Genomic DNA, 19912 nt, shown 5'->3' on the forward strand with positions numbered 1-19912 from the left:
GAGGTGATGCATGTCCGGTGATGACAATCCGTCTTTGACGCAGGCGGGCGTCGCCCAACAGACCGGGGGGCGCCGCGTCGTCGGCGGCGGCACGACGATGGCGGCGGTGGCGCTGGTCGTCGCCGTGACGTCGTCCTTCTGGTCGCCGCCGCTGTTCAAGCTGTTGCGCCTGCGCACCCCCGACGCCGCGACCACGGCGCGCCAGGATGTGGACATCGGACGCCTGAACCAGTCGGTCGCCGATCTCGAACGCAAGTTGGCCGAGGTCAACGCCAACCTCGCCAAGGCTCAGCAGGATTCCGCCGCCGCCAAAACGGCGCAGGCCGCCGCCGAGTCGCGGGTTGGTTTGGTCGCTTTGGTCCAACTGCAATCGGCGCTGCGCCGTCCCGGCCCGTTTGACGTCGAATTGGCCCTGGTCCGCGCGTCCAACCCCGATCTTGGCCCTTTGGCTCCGGTCCTGGAGGCGCTCGACAAACAGGCGGCGGCGGGCATCCTGGTTGGCTCCCAGCTTCGGACCGAGTTCAACGAGTTGGCCGATGAATTGACCCGCCGGGATTACAAGGTGATTCCCATCGCCTGGATGAATTCGCTGTTGGGCCGTCCGACGCCGGGCGCGGAACCGGCGGGCGTCTTCCCGCCGGTGGAGCGCGCCTCGGTCCTCGCCGACCGGGTCAAGGAGCGGCTGGGAAACAACGATTTGTCCGGCGCCGTCAACGAATTGGCCTCGATGAGCGGCGACGCGGCGGCTCTGGTCGAACCTTGGGTGAAGGAGGCGCGCGCGCGCATCGCCGCCGACGCGGCCATCACCAAGTTGGGCGACCGCATCGCCGCCGCCCTGGCCCGTTCATGAGCGGGCGCCGCCACCCCGGCCTTGCCGTCGCCGCGCTTTTGACGGCGGCGGCCCTGTCCGGGCCGGTGGCGGCGCAACCCGCCGCCTTGACGCCCGCCTCCCCGCTGGCGCCGACGATGGACGCCCCGTTCGCGGCGCCGCCGCTGGGGAAAAAGCCGGCGGTCAAGGATCCGGCGGCGGGCGGCGTGCTCGACGTCTACAGCCATTACATGTTTTCGATGAACAAGGCGATATACGGCAAGATCGACCAACTGTCCGCCTGGTGGCAGGGACCGCAGGCGGCGGCCAAACCCGCCGCGACGGCCAGCGGCGGCGGCAGCCTGACCAACGTGGTCGCCAATCTGGTCAATGAACCCGTGACCGCCATCACCGCGTTGGCCGTCGGTGATTTTGGCAACAGTTGGCGGTCGGTGGAACGGTTCAGCATCAACAGCACCATCGGCGTGCTTGGCTATTACGACACGGCGACCTATTGGGGGTATCGCCCGGCCCACACCGACGCGGGCCTGAGCCTGTGCAGGGCCGGGGTTGGCGAGGGCGGTTATGTGGTCCTGCCCTTCGTCGGCCCCCGGACGGTGCGCGACGCGGTGGCCGACGTCGTGCTGACCAACGCCGTGCTGTGGATCGCGGCGGGCAGCCTGTTCGGCACCGGGGCCAGCCTGCAAACCATCGCCATCGCCGAAACGGTGGAGATCGTCGCCGACGTCGTCGCCACCCGCCAGATCGACCCGCAGGCCAAGGCCATCGGCTTCACCGATTACGCCACGACGCGCGACCGTTACCTCGCCCAACGCCGCGCCCGCTGCGCCGCGCTGCGCGGCGATCCGCCGCCGCCGCGCAAGGTGGGGTGAGCGGTTCCATGTCGATGGTTCTGGAAAGCGCGCGCCTGCGGCTGCGGCCCTGGCGCGACGACGACCTCGACGCCTTCGCCGCGCTGTCCGCCGACGCGGCTGTGATGGAGCATCTGTTGCCGCTGCCGGATCGGCAGGCGTGCGACGCGCTGGCCGCGCGCATCCGCCAGCACCACGCCGATCATGGGTTCGGCTTTTGGGCGGTCGAGATTCCTGGCGTCAGCCCCTTCATCGGTTTCGTCGGCTTGGTCCATGTGACCTACTTGGCGCCTTTCACGCCAGCGGTCGAAATCGGTTGGCGGCTTGGCTCCGCCCATTGGGGGCATGGCTACGCGACCGAAGCCGCCCGGCTGGCCCTGCGCGATGGTTTCACGCGCCTTGGCTTGGCGCAGATCGTCGCCTTGACCGTTCCCGCCAACCAGCGTTCCCGCCGGGTCATGGAGCGGCTGGGCATGACGCGCGACGAACGGGATGATTTCGATCATCCACGGGTTCCCGACCAGCACCCGTTGAAACGCCATGTCCTGCACCGACTGGATCGCGCGGCGTGGAAACGAGCGCCCTACTCCACCACCGCCTGAAACAGGTAGCCCATGCCGTGGACGGTGACGATCCGCGTTGGTTCCGCCGGATCGGCTTCGATCACCCGGCGCAGGCGGCGGACCAGCCGGTCGATGGAGCGGTCATACGGCACATTGTCGCCGCGCATGGTCAGATCCAGCAGATCGTCGCGGGTCAGCACGCGCCCCTGGTTTTCGACCAGGGCGGCCAGCAAATCGAACTCCGCCGAGGTCAGGCGGACATCCTCGCCCCCCGGATCGCGCAGGCGGCGTTTGTCGAGGTGCAGTTCCCACCCCTCAAAGCGCTTGATCCGCCCGCTTGGCGGTTGGGCGGTCGGCGATTGGCCGGGGCGGGCCACCCGGCGCAGCAGGCTGCGGGTGCGGGCCAGGATCTCGCGCGGCTCGAACGGCTTGGTGATGTAGTCGTCGGCGCCCAGCTCCAGCCCGATGATGCGGTCCATCCGGTCCGACCGACCGGTGATGAGGATGATCCCGATGTTGGAGGTCGCCCGCAGCTCGCGCGTCACCATCAGCCCATCCTTGCCGGGCAGCCGGATGTCCAGCAGCAGCAGGTCGATCCGCCCGCGCGCCAGCAGGGCCGACAACTGGTCGCCATCCCGCGCCAGCATCACCCGATAGCCTTCGCCTTCCAGGTAAGACTTCAGGGTTTCGCGGGTGATGGGGTCGTCGTCAACAACGGCGATGGTGTGCATCGTCCCCCACGGAAAAATCGGCTGCGCAAAAGGCCTTGACGCCAAACTATCCGCTTGCCGCCCGCCCGTCACCCTGCGGATTGTCCGCCTTGCGCGCTGTCGAACATGATGACAATGTGGCAGCGCTTGTCAAAGGCCGGGGACAATGCCATCATTGTCTCCATGACAAATTGGACGCCCGATCTCGCCGGACGCACCGGCCCGCTGTACCGCGTCATCGCCGACGCGCTGGCCGACGACATCGCCCGCGAGGCGTTGCCGATTGGCGCGCGCCTGCCGACCCACCGCGACCTCGCCTTTCGGCTGGGCGTCACCGTCGGCACGGTGACGCGCGCCTACGCGGAGGCGGAAAAGCGCGGCCTGATCGGCGGCGAGGTTGGGCGCGGCACCTTCGTGCAAAGCCCGCGCGCCACTCTGGTTCCGCCGCCTTTCACGCCCAGCGCGCCGTTGCCGGGCGGCGTGGTGATGGGCGGTGGCGGCGGCTCCACCGTCAACATGACGACGCTTCGTCCCGAACACGGGCTGGCGGTTCAGGCCTTGGCCAACACGCTTGGCGCCATCGGCGCGTCCGGCCAGACCGCCGCCTTTCTCGGCTACGCCCCGCACGCCGGTTTGCCCGCCCACCGCGAGGCCGGGGCGGCGTGGCTGGAGCGGCAACACCGGGTGCAAACCACGGCGGACGCCGTGCTGCTCGCCACCGGGGCGCAAAACGCCATGGCGGTGGCGCTGTGCGCCGTCGCGCGGCCCGGCGACATCGTGGTGACGGAACGCCTGACCAACATCGGGGCCAAGACGCTGGCCGCCAACCAGGGCTATCACCTGGAGGGCGTCGCCATCGACGAGCATGGCCTTGTCCCCGACGCCTTTGACAGCGCTTGCCGCCGCCTGGGGCCGAAAGCGCTCTATCTCGTGCCGACCATGCACAACCCGACCGCCGTGGTGATGCCGCAGGCCCGCCGGATCGAAATCGCTGAGATTGCGCGGCGCTACGGCGTCATCATCATCGAAGACGACGTGTTCGGCTTCATGGCGCCGGACGCGACGCCGATCCAGGCCATCGCCCCGGACATCACGCTTTACGTCACCAGCCTGTCGAAAAGCGTGTCGGCGGGCCTGCGCGTCGGCTACGTCGTCGCCCCGCCGGATCTGCGCTCCCGCGTCGAGGCGGCGATCCGCGCCTTGCAATATTCCGCCCCCACTCTGACCGCCGAGGTCGCCAGCCGCTGGATTCAGGAGGGCATCGCCGACCGCATCGTCGAGGCCCAGCGCGCCGAGGATCTGGCCCGCCAACGTCTGGCCCGCTCCATCCTGCCGACGGAAACCGTCTATGGCCACCCGTCGGCGCAACACATCTGGCTGGTCCTGCCCGAACCCTGGCGGCGCGAGGATTTCATCGCCGAAACCCGGCGGCGCGGCGTGGTCGTCACCGGTGCCGACGCCTTCGCCGTGGGCCGCACCAGCGCCCCCCACGCCGTCCGCGTCGGCCTGTGCATGCCGGGATCCCGCGACGAAGCCGCGCGCGGCCTGCGCGCCATCGCCGATTCCCTGGAAGCCCCGGTGTCGGCGATGCTGTCCATCGTGTGAACTGGGCGGCGGGTCAGGCGCCGATCAGCCGGTCCAACGCAGCGATGATGATGGTGTCCTCCGACAGAAGGTTGCCTCAATTCACAGAATCACTTTTCATCCATGGGCCGTACGTGTTTCAGGAGCCAACGAACGTGGTTCTTGTGTTGGCAGGAGTGGCAAATAACCGAGCAGTGTTGTTCATAATTCATATCGAGAAGTATTTGCCGAGGAATATGTAAAGATGTTTGGTATTTTTCACAGTTAACCATGACTGTCACGGACTCAACATAAAAACCATCATCCTCTTTAGTTGCTTTCCACGTTTCCTTGCAATTGGGGTTAATGCACCGAAGATGCTGTCCATTGCAGAGAAGTTTAACGCGACGGCGATTTTTTTCACCGCATGAGCATATAAATGACACTTCAGGACCAACGCCCGACCATGTCATTGTTCCCTTGGATAGGCGCTCAAGTTCAGCAACAACCTCTTTCACTTTTTCGCGTATTTTTTCTTTGTTGCCATACTCTGGTATGTGGTCGTCCTGATGCTTTGGAAGAGAGACATGCAGCGCCAAGTTGGCAAGTGCGTTCCACATATCCGCTACGTATTTGGGATTAAATCCAATTTCTGTTCCGATCTCGGCAAATTCATCACTTTCCGGTCGGACGTCAGGATTCTTGCCAATGTACAAAGTTACCGTCTCAGTGACGAATGGATCCACCTCTGCCATGAGTGTCTTGACGACGGCACCAGGTTGCCATTTTCGCAGTTGTGCGTGTGAAATGTAGGCGTGTCGTTGCCGAAGTCGATCATAACAGACCTTCTCCAGGGCAAGGCGAGATTCAAGAGCAGCATAAGTGACGCTCTGGGCTGTATCCTCGTTCAGTAGAGAATTTATGCGTAAAATAATAGATTTTACATCAATCATTTAAGACCTATTATGGCCGCTGGCTTCGCCAAAGGAAGGCCATGCGCCTCGACATAGGCGTTCGACGACGCAAGGGCCGCGCGATTTTCGTCCAACCAGCGCTTTTCGCGCAATTCGGCGATCTGCGCCGCCAAACCGCGCTCACAGGCCCGCGAGACATTGACGCCAAGGGCTTTGGCCTGCTCCAACAGATCGCTGTTGAGGCTGACGTTGATCGCCCGCTTCGGCGCGGAGGCGTCAAAGGACAGCCGCGTGTCGCGGCATCCTACTTTTCCATGCTCATGCGCATAGAGAATGCCCATAGTCATGACCAAGATCAAGCGATGACCGTCGCTCTTCCCGACCTACTGCGCCCGCATCCGCAGCGGCGACACGCCGAACCAGCGGCGGAACGCGCGGCTGAAGGCGCTGACTTCGGAATAGCCCAGCAACGCGCCAATGTCGGCGATGGGGACATGGCGTTGCCGGATGTAGACCGCCGCCAGATCGCGCCGCACTCGCTCCACCAGATCGGAAAAGCTCAAACCCTCGTCGGCCAGTCGGCGTTGCAGGGTCCAGCGCGCCACGCCCAGCCGGTCGGCGATGTCCTCGACATAGGGATAGCCTTCGGGCAGGCGCGCGCGGATTTCCGCCGTCACCCGGTCGAGCAGAGCCGGTTCGCCGGTGTCGCGCGCGATGTCCACCAGCGTGCCGCACAGCGCGGTCAGCCGCGCCATGTCGCCGCCGGGCATCCGCCGGTCAAGATCGCGGTCGCGCAGCACCAGGGCGTTGGTGCGCTGGCCGAAATGGGCGGGGGCGTCGAACAGGGATTCGTGCTGGCGCCAATGTTCCGGCTTGGGATGCTCGAAATGCACCTCCTCCGGCATCCAGGACGAGCCGAGGGCGGCGCGGACGACGTTGGCGAACATGCCCATGGTCAGTTCGGCGTCCTGCCGTCGCTCGACGATGCGACCGTCCAGGATGCGGTATTCCAACCGTAGCAACCCGTTGTCGCGGACGAAGCGGGTTTCGGTCGCCTGCTGGTGAAAGGGAAAGAGGCGGGCCAGATGCTCCAGCGACGCGCCCAGCGTCGGCGCCGACAGGGCGATGCGCCCGATCAGCCCCAGCATGTCGGGCTGGAACTGGCGACCGAACAGCAGGCCGAAATTGTCGTTGCCGGTCTCCCCCGCCGCCACCTCCATCATCGCCACATAGGCGGCGAGGTCGAGCGCCGAGGTTGGTTGGCCCAGCGCCTTTTCCTCCACCCCGACGCGGTGGAACACATGGTCGGGCTGGCCGCCCTGCTGGGCGATGAAGGCGGCGACCCCGGACGCGGCGGCGGCCAGGATGTTGCGCCGGTTTGCTTGCCCATCCATTGGGCGGCCTGCGGCGATCTGCCTAGAATTCGATCCGTGCGCCGTCATGACAGACCCTTCCAAAGCCGATTTGTCGCAACGCAGCAAACGCCGTGCCGAACCCGGTGGTCAGAGTGACAAAATTTGCGCGGACTCTCCATTGCACGATAGTCTGACAATTCGCATAGAAACGAAAAAGGCCGCCGTCGGGGGAGGACGGCGGCCTTTTCGGATCGGCGTTGCGTTGGTTCGGCCCCGCTTGCCCCCCCCGCCCCTTCCCCGCTTGTCAGCGGGAGAGGGAGGCTTGAGCCTTGTCGGCGTTCGGCGGAGTTCCCTCTCCCGCCAAAGGCGGGGGAGGGTTAGGGAGGGGGCAAAGGGAGAGAGACGCTCAGTCGGTCATCGACCGCGCTTCGGCCAAGGCGACGTTCAACAGCGGGTCGCCGTCGTTCCGCAGATCGGCGGTGAAGCGGTAGAACAGATAGCCCAGCGCGAACAACCCGACGAACAGGCCAAAGACCAAGAAGTTGAAGTAAATCATCGTGCCGAGCGCCAACATCGCCAGGGCCAGCGAGATGGCCGGGAACACCGGATAGAAGGGCGCGCGGAACGGACGCGCCAGATTCGGCTCGCTGGCGCGCAGCTTGAACAGCGCCGCCATGCTCATGATGTACATGACGATGGCGCCGAACACCGACATGGTGACGATGTTGGCGGTCAGCGGCATCCCGCCGATCTGGATCCATTCGTCGGAGAAGACGGCGGCGATGCCGACCACGCCGCCGGCCAGAATGGCCCAATGCGGGGTCTTCCGGGTCGGGTGGACGGTGGCGAAGATCGGCGGCAGGAAACCGGCGCGCGACAGGGCGAAGATCTGGCGCGAATAGCCCATGATGATGCCGTGGAAGGACGCGACCAGACCGAACAGGCCGATCCACACCAGCATGTGCAGCCAACCGCTCGATTCACCGACCACCGCCTTCATCGCCTGGGGCAGCGGGTCGTTGATGTTCGACAGCGCCTTCCAGTCGCCGACGCCGCCCGCGAAGATCATGGTGCCGAAGGCCAGGAACACCAGGGTCAGGATGCCGCAAATATAGGCGCGCGGCACGGTGCGGCTGGGGTCCTTGGTCTCTTCCGCCGCCATCGCCGCGCCCTCGATCGCCAGGAAGAACCAGATGGCGAAGGGGATCGCGGCCAGAATGCCGCCGACGCTGCTGATGGTGAACGTGTTTTCCCCCGACCAGCCGTTCGCGGTGAAGTTCGCCCAGGTGAAGCCCGGCGTCACCACGCCCATGAACACCAGCAATTCGATGATCGCCAGCACGGTGACGAACAGTTCAAACGTCGCGGCGATGGACACGCCCGCGATGTTCAGCGCCATGAAGATGACGTAGGCGCCAAGCGCCGCGATCTTCGGGTCCAGCGCCGGATACTGCACGTTCAAATAGGCGCCGATGGCCAGCGCGATGGCGGGCGGGGCGAAGACGAACTCGATCAACGTCGCAAAACCAGCGACGAACCCGCCGGTCGGCCCGAAGGCGCGGTAGCTGTAGGCGAACGGCCCCCCGGCGTGCGGGATGGCGGTGGTCAGTTCTGTGAAGCTGAAGATGAAGGTGGTGTACATCGCCGCGATCAGGATCGTGGTGACGAGGAAGCCCAGCGTCCCCGCCGCCGCCCAGCCATAGCTCCAGCCGAAATATTCGCCAGAGATCACCAGACCGACCGCGATGCCCCACAGATGAAGGCCGGTCAGGCTTTTGCTCAATTCAGGCTTCGTGTTCCCAGACATGAAAGTCCCTCCTGCCCCTGTTCAAAAGGCGGTTGCTCATGCGTTTTCGATCAGGCCCGGCGTCTGTTTTTTGCTGTCGTTGTCCGGGCCGGGCAAAGACGGGGCATCCTCCTTCAAACGGACCCCCGTCAGCTTCAACCGCGCCGCCTCGTTGGCGAGCCAGCACAGCTTGTCCGCCGCCGCCCCGATGGGCAGGCCGTCGGCGTGAATGTTGGAAATGCAATTGCGCTCGGAATCGGCGCGGCCCGGCTTGGCCTCCCAGGTCAGATAGGCCCCCAGCGATTCCGCCGCCGACAGGCCGGGCCGCTCGCCGACCAGCAGAACCAGCAGCCGCGCGCCCAGCGCCGCCGCCACCCCGTCGCCCAGCGCCACCCGCGCCTGTTCGGCCAGCACCACCGGGCCGATCCGCCAGCCGAACAGCCGTTCCTGGCAGGCGTGGACCAGCGGCGCGGCGTTGACCTGGACCGCCGCCGCCGACAACCCGTCGGCGATGACGAACAAAAGGTCCCAATCGCCGCCCGCCGCCGGATGCGACGCTAGCCGCTCCACGCTGGCGGCGTCCAGTTGGCGGCCCAGATCGGGGCGGCGCAGATAGGTCAAACGGTCGGGCGCGGCGCTGTGGACGCGCAGAGTTTGCAACGGCGCCAGATCCTCGGCCAGCCGGTCGAAATCCGCCGCGCTGTGGACGGCGTCGCGGGCGCGGGCGTGGGCGAGTTGGAACTCCAACAAGGCCGTCGTCGGCATGCCGTCGCCCGCCCGACCCAAGCCGATGCGGGCGCGGGTGGCGGCGCGGAAGCGCGCCCAGGGATCCTTTGGCCCGGAATCTTTCGGCTGTTCGTCGCTCATGCCGCCGCGCTCCCCAACAGGGCTTGAACCACCAGGCTGTGATCGGGCCAGGGCGGCAGGCGGCGCTGCTCGTCCAGCCAACCGGCCTTGTCCAACCACGCCTCGAACTCCGGCGCGGGCGGGCGTTTCAGCAGGTGACGCAGGCCCAGCACGTCGTGATAGGACAGGCTTTGGTAATTCAGCATCACGTCGTCGGCGCCCGGCACCGCGATGATAAAGTTGACGCCCGCCGTCGCCAGCATGGTCATCAGAACATCCATGTCGTCCTGATCGGCTTCGGCGTGGTTGGTGTAACAAACGTCGCAGCCCATCGGCACGCCCATCAGCTTGGCGCAGAAATGGTCTTCCAGACCGGCCCGCGTGATTTGCTTGGCGTCGTAGAGATATTCCGGCCCGATGAAGCCGACCACGGTGTTGACCAGAAACGGGTCGAAGGCGCGGGCGACGGCGTAGGCGCGGGTTTCCACCGTCTGTTGATCGACGCCGAAATGGGCGTCCGCCGACAGGGCCGCCCCCTGCCCTGTTTCAAAATACATGACGTTGTCGCCGATGGTCCCGCGCTTCAGCGACTTGGCGGCGTCCTGCGCCTCGGCCAACAGCGACAGGCTGACGCCGAACCCCCGGTTGGCCTTTTCGGTTCCGGCGATGGATTGGAACACCAGATCAAGCGGCGCCCCGCGCTCAATCGCTTGGATCGAGGTGGTGACGTGGGCGAGAACGCAGGACTGCACCGGAATGTCAAAGCGCGTGCGCACCGAATCCAGCATCTCCAACAGCGTAATGCAGGCCGGGACGTTGTCGGTCGCCGGGTTGACGCCAATCACCGCGTCGCCCACCCCATAGAGCAGCCCGTCGAGCGTCGAGGCGGCGATTCCGGCGGGGTCGTCGGTCGGGTGGTTGGGCTGCAAGCGGCTGGACAAGCGCCCCGGCAGCCCGACCGTGGTGCGGAAACGGGTGACGACCGAACATTTCGCGGCGACGCCGACCAGATCAATGTTGCGCATCAGCTTGGACACCGCCGCCACCATCTCCGGCGTCAAGCCGGGGCCGAGCGCGCTCAGCGTCGCCGTGTCGGCCTGATAGGACAGCAGCCAGTCGCGGAACTGCCCGACCGTCATGTGGGCGACCGGGCGGAAGGCGACGTCATCGTGGCGGTCCACGATCAGCCGAGTCACCTCGTCGGTTTCATAGGGAATGAGGGTCTCGTTGAGGAAGGCTTTCAAGGGCAGATCGGCCAGCACCATCCGCGCCGCGACCCGCCGCTCGTCGCTGTCGGCGGCGATTCCCGCCAACTCGTCCCCCGACCGGCGCGGCGAGGCGCAGGCCATCACCGTCTTCAAATCGTCGAACCGATGCCGCTGCCGTCCCAAATCCCGCGAGTAAACCGCCATCGTCGGCGCCCTCCCTGTCCCATCCTGCGGTCAGCATGGCACGGGGGGCGGCGGGGCCGGTTGACATTGGAACACAAAGTTTTTGGGGGAACACAAAGTTTGGCGGGAAGCGCGCCGCGTCGGTCTTGCCTTTTTTGATATGTTATATCATTACTTTTGAGTGATTCATCCGCTTTGAGGTTTCCGTATGCTCTCCCCCCTCGCCGCTCCGGCCAACGGCGCGACCGCCCCCGCCGGGAACCGGGAATCCGCGCGCCCCTATCTTGCCGTGTGCGACGACGCCCAGGGGTTGGCGGCGATCCGGGATCCCGGCGTGACCATGGCCCTGTGGCGGCGCGGCCTGCCCGCCGGATTGGCCGGGGCGCTGGCCGAGGCGCTGGACGGTTGGCCGGGCGAGGGGTGGGCCAATCTGCGCCTGACCACCACGCCCGATACGGTGACGACCGACGCGGCGGCGGTCGGGCCGCTGCTGGCCGACGTCGCGGCGCTGACGCGGCTCTACGCCGATCTGGTCGGCTGCCCGTCGGTGACGCTGCGGTTGGAGCGCGTGACCGGCAATGGCTGCAAATTCCTGCACGTCGATTACGTCGGGGTCCGGCTGCTCTGCACCTATCGCGGGCCGGGAACCCAATGGGCGCCGGACGAGGCGGCGCGGCGCGACGGTTTGGGAAGCGGGAACAACACCGCCGTTCTGGCCGACGCCCGGCGGCTGCGACGGATGAGCGCCGGGGACGTCGGCCTGCTGAAGGGCGAATCCTGGCCCGGCAACCGGGGGCGCGGCCTGATCCACCGCTCGCCGCCAGCCCGTCCGGGCGTGTCCCGGCTGGTCCTGTGCCTGGACCATGAGGAGCACTGACCGCGCGCGCCTGGATCGCGGTCGGCGACGGCGCAAAGGAACAGCATGCGCCAACATTGCCCTCTCCCTTTGGGAGAGGGAAGGGTGAGGGGTGATCCAAGAAACCTCGCGGTTCTGGCCTTTCGGGGAACCCCTCACCCTCCCCACGTCGTGGGTCCCCTCCCTCTCCCGGGACGGGAGAGGGCGATGATCGCCAAAGGCCCCTACCCCGCCATCGCGGCGCAGCGGGCGTCCATGGCGGCCAGGGCTTGGGCGAAGCCGTCTTCGGCGGTGGCGGCCAGCGCCTGGGCTTCGGCGCGGCGGCCTTCGCGGACGCCGTCCTCGATGGCGCGCATCACGCCGACGAAGCCGGACAGGCCGAAATGGCTGGCCGCCCCGGCCAGACGGTGGGCGACGTCCTCCAGATCGGCGTCGGCGGTGTCGGGGGCGGTCAGGCGCGGCAAGCCTTCCGCCGCCGCGTCCAGCAGCAGGCCCCGGATGGTGGCGAAGCGGGCCGGGCCAAGGGATTGGACGTAGCGGTCCAGGATCTCCGCGTTGACCATCGCGTCCGCCGGGGCGGCGGGGCGCGGCGGCGGGTCCGGCGGCGGATCGTCGGCCCCCGTTCGCCGCCCGACGATGTTGGACAGCAGATGCGTCAGCCGTTCCGGGAAGATCGGCTTTTCGATCACCGCGTCGATCCCGGCGGCCAGATAGCGGGCGCGGTCGGCGGCGAAGACGTTCGCCGTCACCGCGATGATCGGGGCCATCGCGTGCGCCTCGTCGGGCAAGGCGCGGATGCGGCGGGCGACCTCCGGCCCGTCGATGTCGGGCAGGCGGATGTCCAGCAAAATGGCGTCGAACCGCCGCCGCGCCGCCAAATCCAACGCCTTTTCCCCGGTTTCGGCGACGGTGATGCGGTGGCCCGCGTCCGACAGCAGGCCCATCGCCACCTCGCGGTTGATCGCGTCGTCCTCCACCAGCAGCAAGGCCAGCGAGCGCACCATGTGGATCGGCAACAGCCGTCCCGGCGCGGTCGGCAGGGTCGGCGCCTCCACCCGGACCAGCGGGATGGTGACGGTGAACAGGCTGCCCAGCCCGACCACGCTGTCCACCGTCACCCGGCCCTGCATGGCGTCCAGCAGATGGCGGACGATGGCCAGCCCCAGCCCGCTGCCGCCAAAGCGCCGGGCGATGGTGGCGTCGGCCTGCTCCAGCTTTTCAAAGATGGCGGCGCGGCGGTCGGCGGGAATGCCGATGCCGGTGTCGCGCACGCTCATCACCAGGGTTTCGCCGCCATCCGGCTCGCGGTCCAGCCCGACCCGCAGATCGACGCCGCCGCGTTCGGTGAATTTGATGGCGTTGCCGACCAGATTGACCAGGATTTGCCGCAGCCGCTGGCGGTCCAGCTCCACCAGTTCCGGCACGTCCGGCGCGATGTCGAGATCCAGCGCGATGCCCTTTTCGTTGGCCAGACTTTCGACCGTCGCCACCACCTCCTCCAGCACCGGCAGGATGGCGCAGGGGGCGGGGTCAAGGTCCAGCTTGCCGTCTTCGATCTTGCGCAGATCCAGGATGTCGTTGACCTGATCGAGCAGGCCATGGCCGCAGCGCATGATCGACACGGCGTAACGCCGCTCCCCCGGATCCAACCGCCCGGTCAGCAGCAGGCGGCACAGGCCGAGGATGCCGTTCAGCGGAGTCCGCATCTCGTGGCTGACGGTGGCGAGAAATTCGGTTTTGGCGGCGTCGGCGCGCTCCGCCCGCTCCTTGGCCTGACGCAACTCCTCCCGCGCCCGGCGCGAGGCGGTGATGTCGTTGGCGATGCAGATGATGTGGCAACGCCCGTCGCCCGACCATTCAAAGGGGTGGCGTTGCAGGGCGAACACCGCCGTCTCGCCGTCGCGCGTCAACACCAGCTCTTCGATGCCAAGCGAGCGCAAGGCCCCGGCCTCCCCGCCCGCCAAGGCGCGGCCCGTCTCCTCGCCCAGCGTCTCGACCAACGGGTGGTTTTGGATGGTGGAGCGGCTGGCCCCGAACGCCTCCTCCGCCGCGCGGTTCCACAGCACGACCTGCCCGCTGTCGCCGTCCAGCACGTAGAGCACGCTCGGCACATTGTCGATCACGGCGTCGAGGAAGGCTTGGGTCCGCCGCAGCATCTCTTCGGCCTCGCGGCGGCGGGTGATGTCCACCACCGAACTCAGCAGCACCTCTTCGCCCTGGAACTCAAAGGCGATGCCGGACAGCAGGCCCCAGATGGTCCAGCCCGATTCCGTCACCAGCTCAGCCTCCACGTCCAGGGCGTGGCCGGTCTGGATGACCTGGCGGACGAAGGCCTCGCGCACCTCCGGGGCCGACCAGACGCTGGACGCGGGGCGGCCCAACAGGGCGCTGGCCTCGCGCACGCCGAACAGATCGGCGGCGCGGCGGTTGACGAAGCGGATTTGCCCGTCGTCCCGGCCCGAGATCACCAGCGGCACCGGCGCGGCCTCCAGCACCGTGCGCAGCCATTGCTCGTTGCGGCGCAGCGCCTCGCTCTTCACGCCGGTTTCGTGGATGTAAAAGCGCAGGGCGCGGGCCAGCTCGCCGATTTCGTCGGCCCCGCTGGCCGGGATTTCAGCGCTGCCGCCCGCCGTGCGGTCGCGGATCGCCTCGCTGACCGCCCACAGCCGGGCCAGCACCTTGCGCCGGACATAGACGAAGGACAGGATCATGCCCAGCGCCACCACCCCGACCGAAGCGAAAAACAGGCGGGTGTAGGTGGTGGACACCTCGATGATCTGCTGGCGGCTGTCTTCCGCCGCGCGGGTCTGCTCGACAAAGATGCCGGTGTTCAGGCCGGTGTTGACCAGCGAGACCTGATTGGCCCGGTCGATCAGGCCGGTCAGGGTTTCCGACGCCTGCAATTCGGTTTGGCGCTGGCGAAAAACCGACCGTTCGCCCTCCACCACCGCGCGCATGCCCGCGATCAGCCGGTCAGCCCGTTCCAGCGTCGCGGCGGGGAGGTTGGCGCGGTCGGACAGGGCGGCCAGTTGCGCCGACGCGCCGTCCTTCAGGCGGTCCAAGCCAAAGCTGTTTTCCGTCTGGTGGACCGACGCGGCGAGGAACAACAGCCGTTCCGCCATCGCCAACCAGCGTTGCACGGCGGCGTCCGGCTGGGCCAACAAGGCCGGGTCGGCCAAGCGGTCGGCCAGTTGCCGCACGTCGCGGTCACGGTCGGCCAGCCCGCGCCGCGCGGCGATGCGGGCGCTGACTCCCCGGTCGATGGCTTCGCGCAGGCGCAGGATTTCGTCGCGCTGCTGCTTCAGGCTGGCGATGCGCTGGGCCGGGCGGCTGTCGCCGACGTCCAACTCCGCCAACAGGCGATCATAACCCGCCAACTGGTCCGACAGCCCCTGATTGATGGTCTCGCGCCCGGCATTGTCGTTGGACAGGGCCAACTGCTCCAGGCTGCGCATGATCCGCTGGTGCTGGCGCTCCAGTCTTGCGGCGGCGACGACGGCGGGAAAGCGTTCCGACGTCACCCGCGTGATGCCCGCGTGGAGACCATCGAAGGCGACATAGGCGCCAAGCCCGATCAACAGCGCGACCAAGCCGTTGAAGGCCAACGCGCCGAACAGCCGGGCGCCGACGCCGATGCGGAACAGCCCGCCGCGCGCTTGCCCGCCGCTTTGCCCGCCATCCTGGTCGCTCGTTCCGGCGCCGTCGCTCATTCTGTTCCCGCCCGCAATTCGTCCGGCGCGGCTTTGCCCCGCGCGCGGCGTCAGCGTATCATAGCGGTCTTGCGGGTCGCGTCATGGGCTTTGGGACATTGGGGCGTGGAGAACGGGCAGATCATGGATTGGCGCCGCGTGACGACCGTGTTGGCTTTGGCGGGCGGGTTGTGGACGGCCTGGGCCGGGGCAGGAAACGCCGCCGACCTGTCGGGCCAACTCCCGGCGCTGGGAAGCGAGGATGGCGGCGTCGTCGCGGAGATTGAGCGGCGCGGGGCGCTGCGCTGCGGCGTGTCCTACAACCCCGGTTTCGCCGCCAACGACAAGGCTGGCCGTCCGACTGGCTTCATGGTCGATCTGTGTCGGGCGCTCGCCGCCGCCGTTCTGGGCAAGGCCGACGCGGTGGAGATCCGCCGCCTGTCCAAACCGCAGGAGTTCGCCGCCATCGCGGCGGGCGATGTTGACGTGTCCTTCGCTCAAACCTCGTGGACGTTGACGCGGGACGCGGGCTATCCGGTCGATTTCGGTCCGCCGGTCTTCCATGATGAACAGGGCGTCGCCGCGTGGCGTCGCCCGGATGGACAGTCGCCGTTGGACAGCGGCGAGGCGACGATCTGCGTCCCGATGTCCACCACCTCTCAGGCCGCGCTGGAAGCGTATCTGGCGCGGGGGGAAAAGCCCCTGTGGACGTTGCGGCTGTTCCCGACCTGGCCCGACGCCTTGCAGGCCTTCATCGGGCGGGAATGCAACGCGTTGTCCATCGACCGGGCGATCCTGACCACCGCGCTGCGCGGGTTGGAGGGAAGCCGGGACGGCTTGCTCATCACCACCGCCCCGGCGCCGTCGCGGGAGCCGATTGCGCCGGTGGCGTCCAACCGGGACCGGCAGTGGTTGACGGCGATCCGTTGGACGATGTTCGCGCTGTTTCTGGCCGACGACGCGGGAGTCACCGGGGAAAACGCCGGTTTCCTCCGCATCACCGGCAACAGCGAGGTGCAACGTCTGCTCGACGGTTTGCCCGACGCCGCCCGCAAGATCGGCCTGCGACCGGATTGGGCCTATCAGGCGATTGTTCAGGTCGGCAATTACGGCGAGATTTTTGAACGCAACCTCGGCTCCCGGTCCCCCTTTGGGTTGGAGCGCGGGATGAACCGACCCTGGACTCAAGGGGGCCTGCTGTTCGCCCCGGTTTTTCAATAAGACGCGCGCCCCTTCCCCGCGATCTGTTCAAAGCTGTGCACAGTTGCTGACGGCCTGTTCATATCTGGCCGCATTCCTGTTCATTCGTTCGGCGGATAGTCGCCCCGCCGGTCCAACATTGGGCGCGGCGCGCGTAGGCAATGGGCTGGACGTCAGACGATGAAGCGAACCGCTGTGGTCATGGAAGAGCCGATGTTGGAGCAGGGATTGCCGGAACTGGGAAGCGTGCGGCGGCGGATCGACGACGCGCTGGGGCGGGTGACGGGGCTTGTGCGCGACCGGATCGACCGCGACGGCGCCGCCACCGTCGATTGGTTCGTTCGGCAATTTTACGCCAACGTCCCGCCCGACGATCTGGTGAACACGCCCGACGAGCAGTTGTATGGGGCCGCGCTGGCCATGTGGCAGGCCGCGCGGCGCCGTCAGCCCGGCGTCGCGACCGTCCGCGTCTACACCCCGCGCGTTGAACAGGCGGGCTGGCACGCGCAACGCACCATCGTGGAAATCGTCAACGACGACATGCCGTTCCTGGTTGATTCGGTGACGGCGGAGCTGCACCGGCAGGGCTTGACCGTCCATCTGGTGATCCATCCGGTGTTGCCGATCCTGCGTGACGCGGCGGGCGAGGTGACGGGCCTGTATGAGCCGGGAACCGACGTTCCCATGGGGGCGCGCCCGGAATCGCTGATGCATGTCCAGCTCAACCCGGTGGGCGATCCGGCGGCGCAGGAGAGCATTCGCGTTGGGCTGGAGGCCGTGTTGGCCGACGTTCGCGCGGCTGTGGAGGATTGGCGGACCATTGGCGGCCGCATAGCCGAATCCGTCGCTCTCACCGCCGCCGCCCACGCCGCCTTGCCGGACGGCGAGGCGGACGAGGCCACGGCCTTTCTCGCTTGGATGGATGACGACAACTTCACCTATCTGGGCGCGCGCGACTATCGCGTCACCGAAGGGGACGAGCCAGGGTTGGAGTTGATCGCCGGAAGCGGCCTTGGCGTTCTGCGCGACGACGATGTGAGCGTGTTCGACGGTCTGCGCCATTCCGCCAACCTGTCGCCGGAGGTGCGGGCGTTCCTGAGCCAGCCGCGCCCGCTGCTGGTGACGAAGGCGAGCCGCGATTCCACCGTCCACCGTCGGGTGGCGCTCGACGTCGTGCTCATCAAACGGTTCGACGCGGCGGGCCGGATCGTCGGCGAACGGCTGGTGGTCGGTCTGTTCACCGCCTCGGCCTACAACGCCAGTCCGCGCGACATCCCGATCCTGCGCCGCAAGGTCGCCGACGTGGCGGCGCGCGCCGGTTTCGACCCGCAGGGCCACGACGGCAAGGCGTTGCTGAACATTCTGGAAACCTACCCGCGCGACGAGCTGTTCCAGATCCAACCCGACGAGCTGTTTGACACGGCGCTTGGCATTCTGCATTTGCAAGAGCGCCAGCGATTGGCGCTGTTCGTTCGCAAGGATCCGTTTGAACGTTTCGTGTCCGCTTTGGTCTTTGTGCCGCGCGACCGTTTCGACACCGATTTGCGCCGCAAGATCCAAGTGATCCTGGAAGAGAGCTACAACGGGCGTTGCGCGGCCTTTTACACCCAGTTGGGCGACAGCTCGTTGGCGCGCCTGCATCTGATCGTCCAGGCCGGGGGCGGCGGAATTCCGGCTGTGGATCTGGGCGCGTTGGAACAACGTCTGGTCCAGACCGCGCGCGGGTGGAGCGACCATCTGCGCGGCGCCTTGATCGACGCGAATGGCGAGGAACGCGGCTTGGCGCTCGCGGCGCGCTACGCCGACGCCTTCCCGGTCGGCTACCGCGATTCGCACAGCGCCGCTCAGGCGGTGTTCGACATCGGGCGGATCGAACAGGCGTTGGCCGGGTCGGGCTTCTCGATCAACCTTGGTCGCCCGTTGGAGGCGGAGGAGGACGAACTCCACGTCACCATCCACCATGTGGGTCGGCCCATCGCCCTGTCCGACACGCTGCCGATGCTCGAACATATGGATCTGCGGGTCATCACCGAAGAGCCGTTCGCCGTGACGCCGCTGGGGGCCAAACAGCCGGTGTGGGTGCAGGATTTCGCGGTGCGCAGCGCCACCCGCTGGCCGACCGACGCCGCCGACGCCAAGCGCCATTTCCAAGAGGCGTTCGCCGCCGTTTGGGATGGTCGGATGGAGGATGACGGGTTCAACCGCCTGATCCTGCGGGCCGGACTGACGGCGCGGGAGGTGGTGGTGCTGCGCGCCTACGCCAAGTTCCTGAAACAGGCCCGCTTCGCCTACGCGCAAGACACGGTGGAGGCGACGCTGGCCGCCCATCCCGACACCGCGCGCCTGATCGCCCAGCTCTTCGCCGCCCGTTTCGATCCGAAAAACCGCGCCGACGAGGCGCCGATCCTCGCGGCCATCGACGACGCGCTGGACGCCGTGACCAATCTGGACGACGACCGCATCCTGCGCCGCTTCGTCACGCTGGTCCGCGCCACGCTGCGCACCAACGCCTATCAAACCCTGCCGAACGGCCAGCCCAAGCCCTATCTGTCGCTGAAATTCAACAGTGGCCAGATCGACGAACTGCCCCTGCCCCGCCCCTGGGTCGAGGTCTTCGTCTATTCCCCGCGCATGGAGGGCGTCCATCTGCGCGGCGGCAAGGTGGCGCGCGGCGGCATCCGCTGGTCCGACCGGCGCGAGGATTTCCGCACCGAGATTCTGGGGCTGATGAAGGCCCAGATGGTCAAGAACACGGTGATCGTCCCGGTCGGCTCCAAGGGCGGCTTCGTCCTCAAACGCCCGCCGCCCGCGTCGGTCGGGCGCGAGGCGTTCCAGGCCGAAGGCGTCGAATGCTACAAGCTGCTGATGCGCGGCCTGCTCGATCTGACCGACAATCTGACCGCCGACGGCGCCGTCATGCCGCCCACCGACGTGGTGCGTCATGACGGCGACGATCCTTATCTGGTGGTCGCCGCCGACAAGGGCACGGCGACCTTCTCCGACATCGCCAACGGCGTGTCCATCAACCATGGCTTCTGGCTGGGCGACGCCTTCGCGTCCGGCGGGTCGGTCGGCTACGACCACAAGGTGATGGGCATCACCGCGCGCGGCGCGTGGGAATCGGTCAAGCGGCATTTCCGCGAAACCGGGCTGGACATCCAGACCACCGATTTCACCGTGGTCGGCGTCGGCGACATGTCGGGCGACGTGTTCGGCAACGGCATGCTGCTGTCCAAACACATCCGCCTGTTGGCCGCCTTCGACCACCGCCACATCTTCCTTGATCCCGATCCCAACCCGGCGGCGAGCTGGGCGGAGCGCGCGCGGCTGTTCGCCCTGCCCCGCTCCTCCTGGGCCGA

Annotated in this window: 15 protein-coding genes; 7 read left to right on the plus strand and 8 right to left on the minus strand. The window is 67.2% G+C overall.

The genetic code is table 11. From position 1 onward, the window contains the following. Positions 1 to 10 precede the first annotated feature (10 nt). The 3 genes from ACODS4_RS21530 to ACODS4_RS21540 are packed head-to-tail and all read left to right on the plus strand — an operon-like array spanning position 11 to position 2282. Positions 11 to 850, plus strand: a complete 840-nt coding sequence (locus ACODS4_RS21530; protein WP_488867368.1) for a hypothetical protein — start codon at positions 11 to 13, stop codon at positions 848 to 850. Continuing rightward, positions 847 to 1701 (plus strand): MlaA family lipoprotein, encoded by an 855-nt coding sequence (locus tag ACODS4_RS21535; RefSeq protein ID WP_488867370.1) that lies wholly within the window; start codon positions 847 to 849, stop codon positions 1699 to 1701. The genes ACODS4_RS21530 and ACODS4_RS21535 overlap by 4 nt, the downstream gene beginning before the upstream one ends. A gap of 8 nt (positions 1702 to 1709) precedes the next feature. Further along, entirely contained in the window at positions 1710 to 2282 is a 573-nt protein-coding gene (locus tag ACODS4_RS21540; RefSeq protein WP_488867372.1) for a GNAT family N-acetyltransferase, read from the plus strand. Here ACODS4_RS21540 and ACODS4_RS21545 read toward each other — a convergent pair. After that, positions 2264 to 2974 carry a response regulator gene (locus tag ACODS4_RS21545; RefSeq protein ID WP_488867374.1) on the minus strand — a complete coding sequence of 237 codons (711 nt, stop codon included), beginning with the start codon at positions 2972 to 2974 and terminating at the stop codon, positions 2264 to 2266. The genes ACODS4_RS21540 and ACODS4_RS21545 overlap by 19 nt on opposite strands. A 162-nt stretch (positions 2975 to 3136) precedes the next feature. Between ACODS4_RS21545 and ACODS4_RS21550 the strand changes: the two genes are divergently transcribed. Then, positions 3137 to 4558, plus strand: a complete 1422-nt coding sequence (locus ACODS4_RS21550; RefSeq protein ID WP_488867376.1) for an aminotransferase-like domain-containing protein — start codon at positions 3137 to 3139, stop codon at positions 4556 to 4558. Between the two features lie 89 nt (positions 4559 to 4647). Here the strand turns inward: ACODS4_RS21550 and ACODS4_RS21555 are convergent, their stop codons facing one another. The 6 genes from ACODS4_RS21555 to ACODS4_RS21580 form a co-directional block, all read right to left on the minus strand. Beyond that, positions 4648 to 5469, minus strand: a complete 822-nt coding sequence (locus ACODS4_RS21555) for a hypothetical protein (RefSeq protein ID WP_488867378.1) — start codon at positions 5467 to 5469, stop codon at positions 4648 to 4650. Beyond that, on the minus strand, positions 5466 to 5777 hold the full coding sequence (locus tag ACODS4_RS21560) for a type II toxin-antitoxin system CcdA family antitoxin (RefSeq protein WP_488867380.1): 312 nt from the start codon (positions 5775 to 5777) through the stop codon (positions 5466 to 5468). The genes ACODS4_RS21555 and ACODS4_RS21560 overlap by 4 nt, the downstream gene beginning before the upstream one ends. Positions 5778 to 5813: 36 nt before the next feature. After that, positions 5814 to 6824, minus strand: a complete 1011-nt coding sequence (qhpR, locus tag ACODS4_RS21565) for an AraC-like transcriptional regulator QhpR (RefSeq protein ID WP_488867382.1) — start codon at positions 6822 to 6824, stop codon at positions 5814 to 5816. A gap of 367 nt (positions 6825 to 7191) precedes the next feature. Then, on the minus strand, positions 7192 to 8592 hold the full coding sequence (gene eat, locus ACODS4_RS21570; protein WP_488867384.1) for an ethanolamine permease: 1401 nt from the start codon (positions 8590 to 8592) through the stop codon (positions 7192 to 7194). Between the two features lie 36 nt (positions 8593 to 8628). Continuing rightward, positions 8629 to 9438: an ethanolamine ammonia-lyase subunit EutC gene (gene eutC, locus ACODS4_RS21575; protein WP_488867386.1), complete on the minus strand. Its 810-nt coding sequence runs from the start codon at positions 9436 to 9438 to the stop codon at positions 8629 to 8631. After that, on the minus strand, positions 9435 to 10829 hold the full coding sequence (locus ACODS4_RS21580) for an ethanolamine ammonia-lyase subunit EutB (protein ID WP_488867388.1): 1395 nt from the start codon (positions 10827 to 10829) through the stop codon (positions 9435 to 9437). The genes eutC and ACODS4_RS21580 overlap by 4 nt, the downstream gene beginning before the upstream one ends. A 187-nt stretch (positions 10830 to 11016) precedes the next feature. On the opposite strand from ACODS4_RS21580, the gene ACODS4_RS21585 reads away from it, so the two are divergent. Next, a complete protein-coding gene (locus ACODS4_RS21585; RefSeq protein WP_488867390.1) occupies positions 11017 to 11685 on the plus strand; it encodes a DUF1826 domain-containing protein in 669 nt (222 codons plus the stop codon). A 203-nt stretch (positions 11686 to 11888) separates the two neighbouring features. Here the strand turns inward: ACODS4_RS21585 and ACODS4_RS21590 are convergent, their stop codons facing one another. Beyond that, positions 11889 to 15374, minus strand: coding sequence for an ATP-binding protein (locus tag ACODS4_RS21590; RefSeq protein ID WP_488867393.1), 3486 nt, complete (start codon positions 15372 to 15374; stop codon positions 11889 to 11891). A gap of 123 nt (positions 15375 to 15497) precedes the next feature. Between ACODS4_RS21590 and ACODS4_RS21595 the strand changes: the two genes are divergently transcribed. Then, positions 15498 to 16574 (plus strand): transporter substrate-binding domain-containing protein, encoded by a 1077-nt coding sequence (locus ACODS4_RS21595; protein ID WP_488867395.1) that lies wholly within the window; start codon positions 15498 to 15500, stop codon positions 16572 to 16574. Positions 16575 to 16733: 159 nt separating this feature from the next. Beyond that, positions 16734 to 19912, plus strand: a 3179-nt coding sequence (locus ACODS4_RS21600) for an NAD-glutamate dehydrogenase (RefSeq protein ID WP_488867397.1), incomplete at its 3' end; no start/stop codon positions are given.

The organism is Azospirillum sp. FG154 (assembly GCF_057809575.1).

Bases quoted from the DNA above. Each gene is read 5' to 3' on its own strand.
- ACODS4_RS21530 (WP_488867368.1), top strand. From the start codon at position 11: ATGTCCGGTGATGACAATCCGTCTTTGACGCAGGCGGGCGTCGCCCAA.
- ACODS4_RS21535 (WP_488867370.1), top strand. From the start codon at position 847: ATGAGCGGGCGCCGCCACCCCGGCCTTGCCGTCGCCGCGCTTTTGACG.
- ACODS4_RS21540 (WP_488867372.1), top strand. From the start codon at position 1,710: ATGTCGATGGTTCTGGAAAGCGCGCGCCTGCGGCTGCGGCCCTGGCGC.
- ACODS4_RS21545 (WP_488867374.1), bottom strand. From the start codon at position 2,974: ATGCACACCATCGCCGTTGTTGACGACGACCCCATCACCCGCGAAACC.
- ACODS4_RS21550 (WP_488867376.1), top strand. From the start codon at position 3,137: ATGACAAATTGGACGCCCGATCTCGCCGGACGCACCGGCCCGCTGTAC.
- ACODS4_RS21555 (WP_488867378.1), bottom strand. From the start codon at position 5,469: ATGATTGATGTAAAATCTATTATTTTACGCATAAATTCTCTACTGAAC.
- ACODS4_RS21560 (WP_488867380.1), bottom strand. From the start codon at position 5,777: ATGACTATGGGCATTCTCTATGCGCATGAGCATGGAAAAGTAGGATGC.
- qhpR (WP_488867382.1), bottom strand. From the start codon at position 6,824: ATGGATGGGCAAGCAAACCGGCGCAACATCCTGGCCGCCGCCGCGTCC.
- eat (WP_488867384.1), bottom strand. From the start codon at position 8,592: ATGTCTGGGAACACGAAGCCTGAATTGAGCAAAAGCCTGACCGGCCTT.
- eutC (WP_488867386.1), bottom strand. From the start codon at position 9,438: ATGAGCGACGAACAGCCGAAAGATTCCGGGCCAAAGGATCCCTGGGCG.
- ACODS4_RS21580 (WP_488867388.1), bottom strand. From the start codon at position 10,829: ATGGCGGTTTACTCGCGGGATTTGGGACGGCAGCGGCATCGGTTCGAC.
- ACODS4_RS21585 (WP_488867390.1), top strand. From the start codon at position 11,017: ATGCTCTCCCCCCTCGCCGCTCCGGCCAACGGCGCGACCGCCCCCGCC.
- ACODS4_RS21590 (WP_488867393.1), bottom strand. From the start codon at position 15,374: ATGAGCGACGGCGCCGGAACGAGCGACCAGGATGGCGGGCAAAGCGGC.
- ACODS4_RS21595 (WP_488867395.1), top strand. From the start codon at position 15,498: ATGGATTGGCGCCGCGTGACGACCGTGTTGGCTTTGGCGGGCGGGTTG.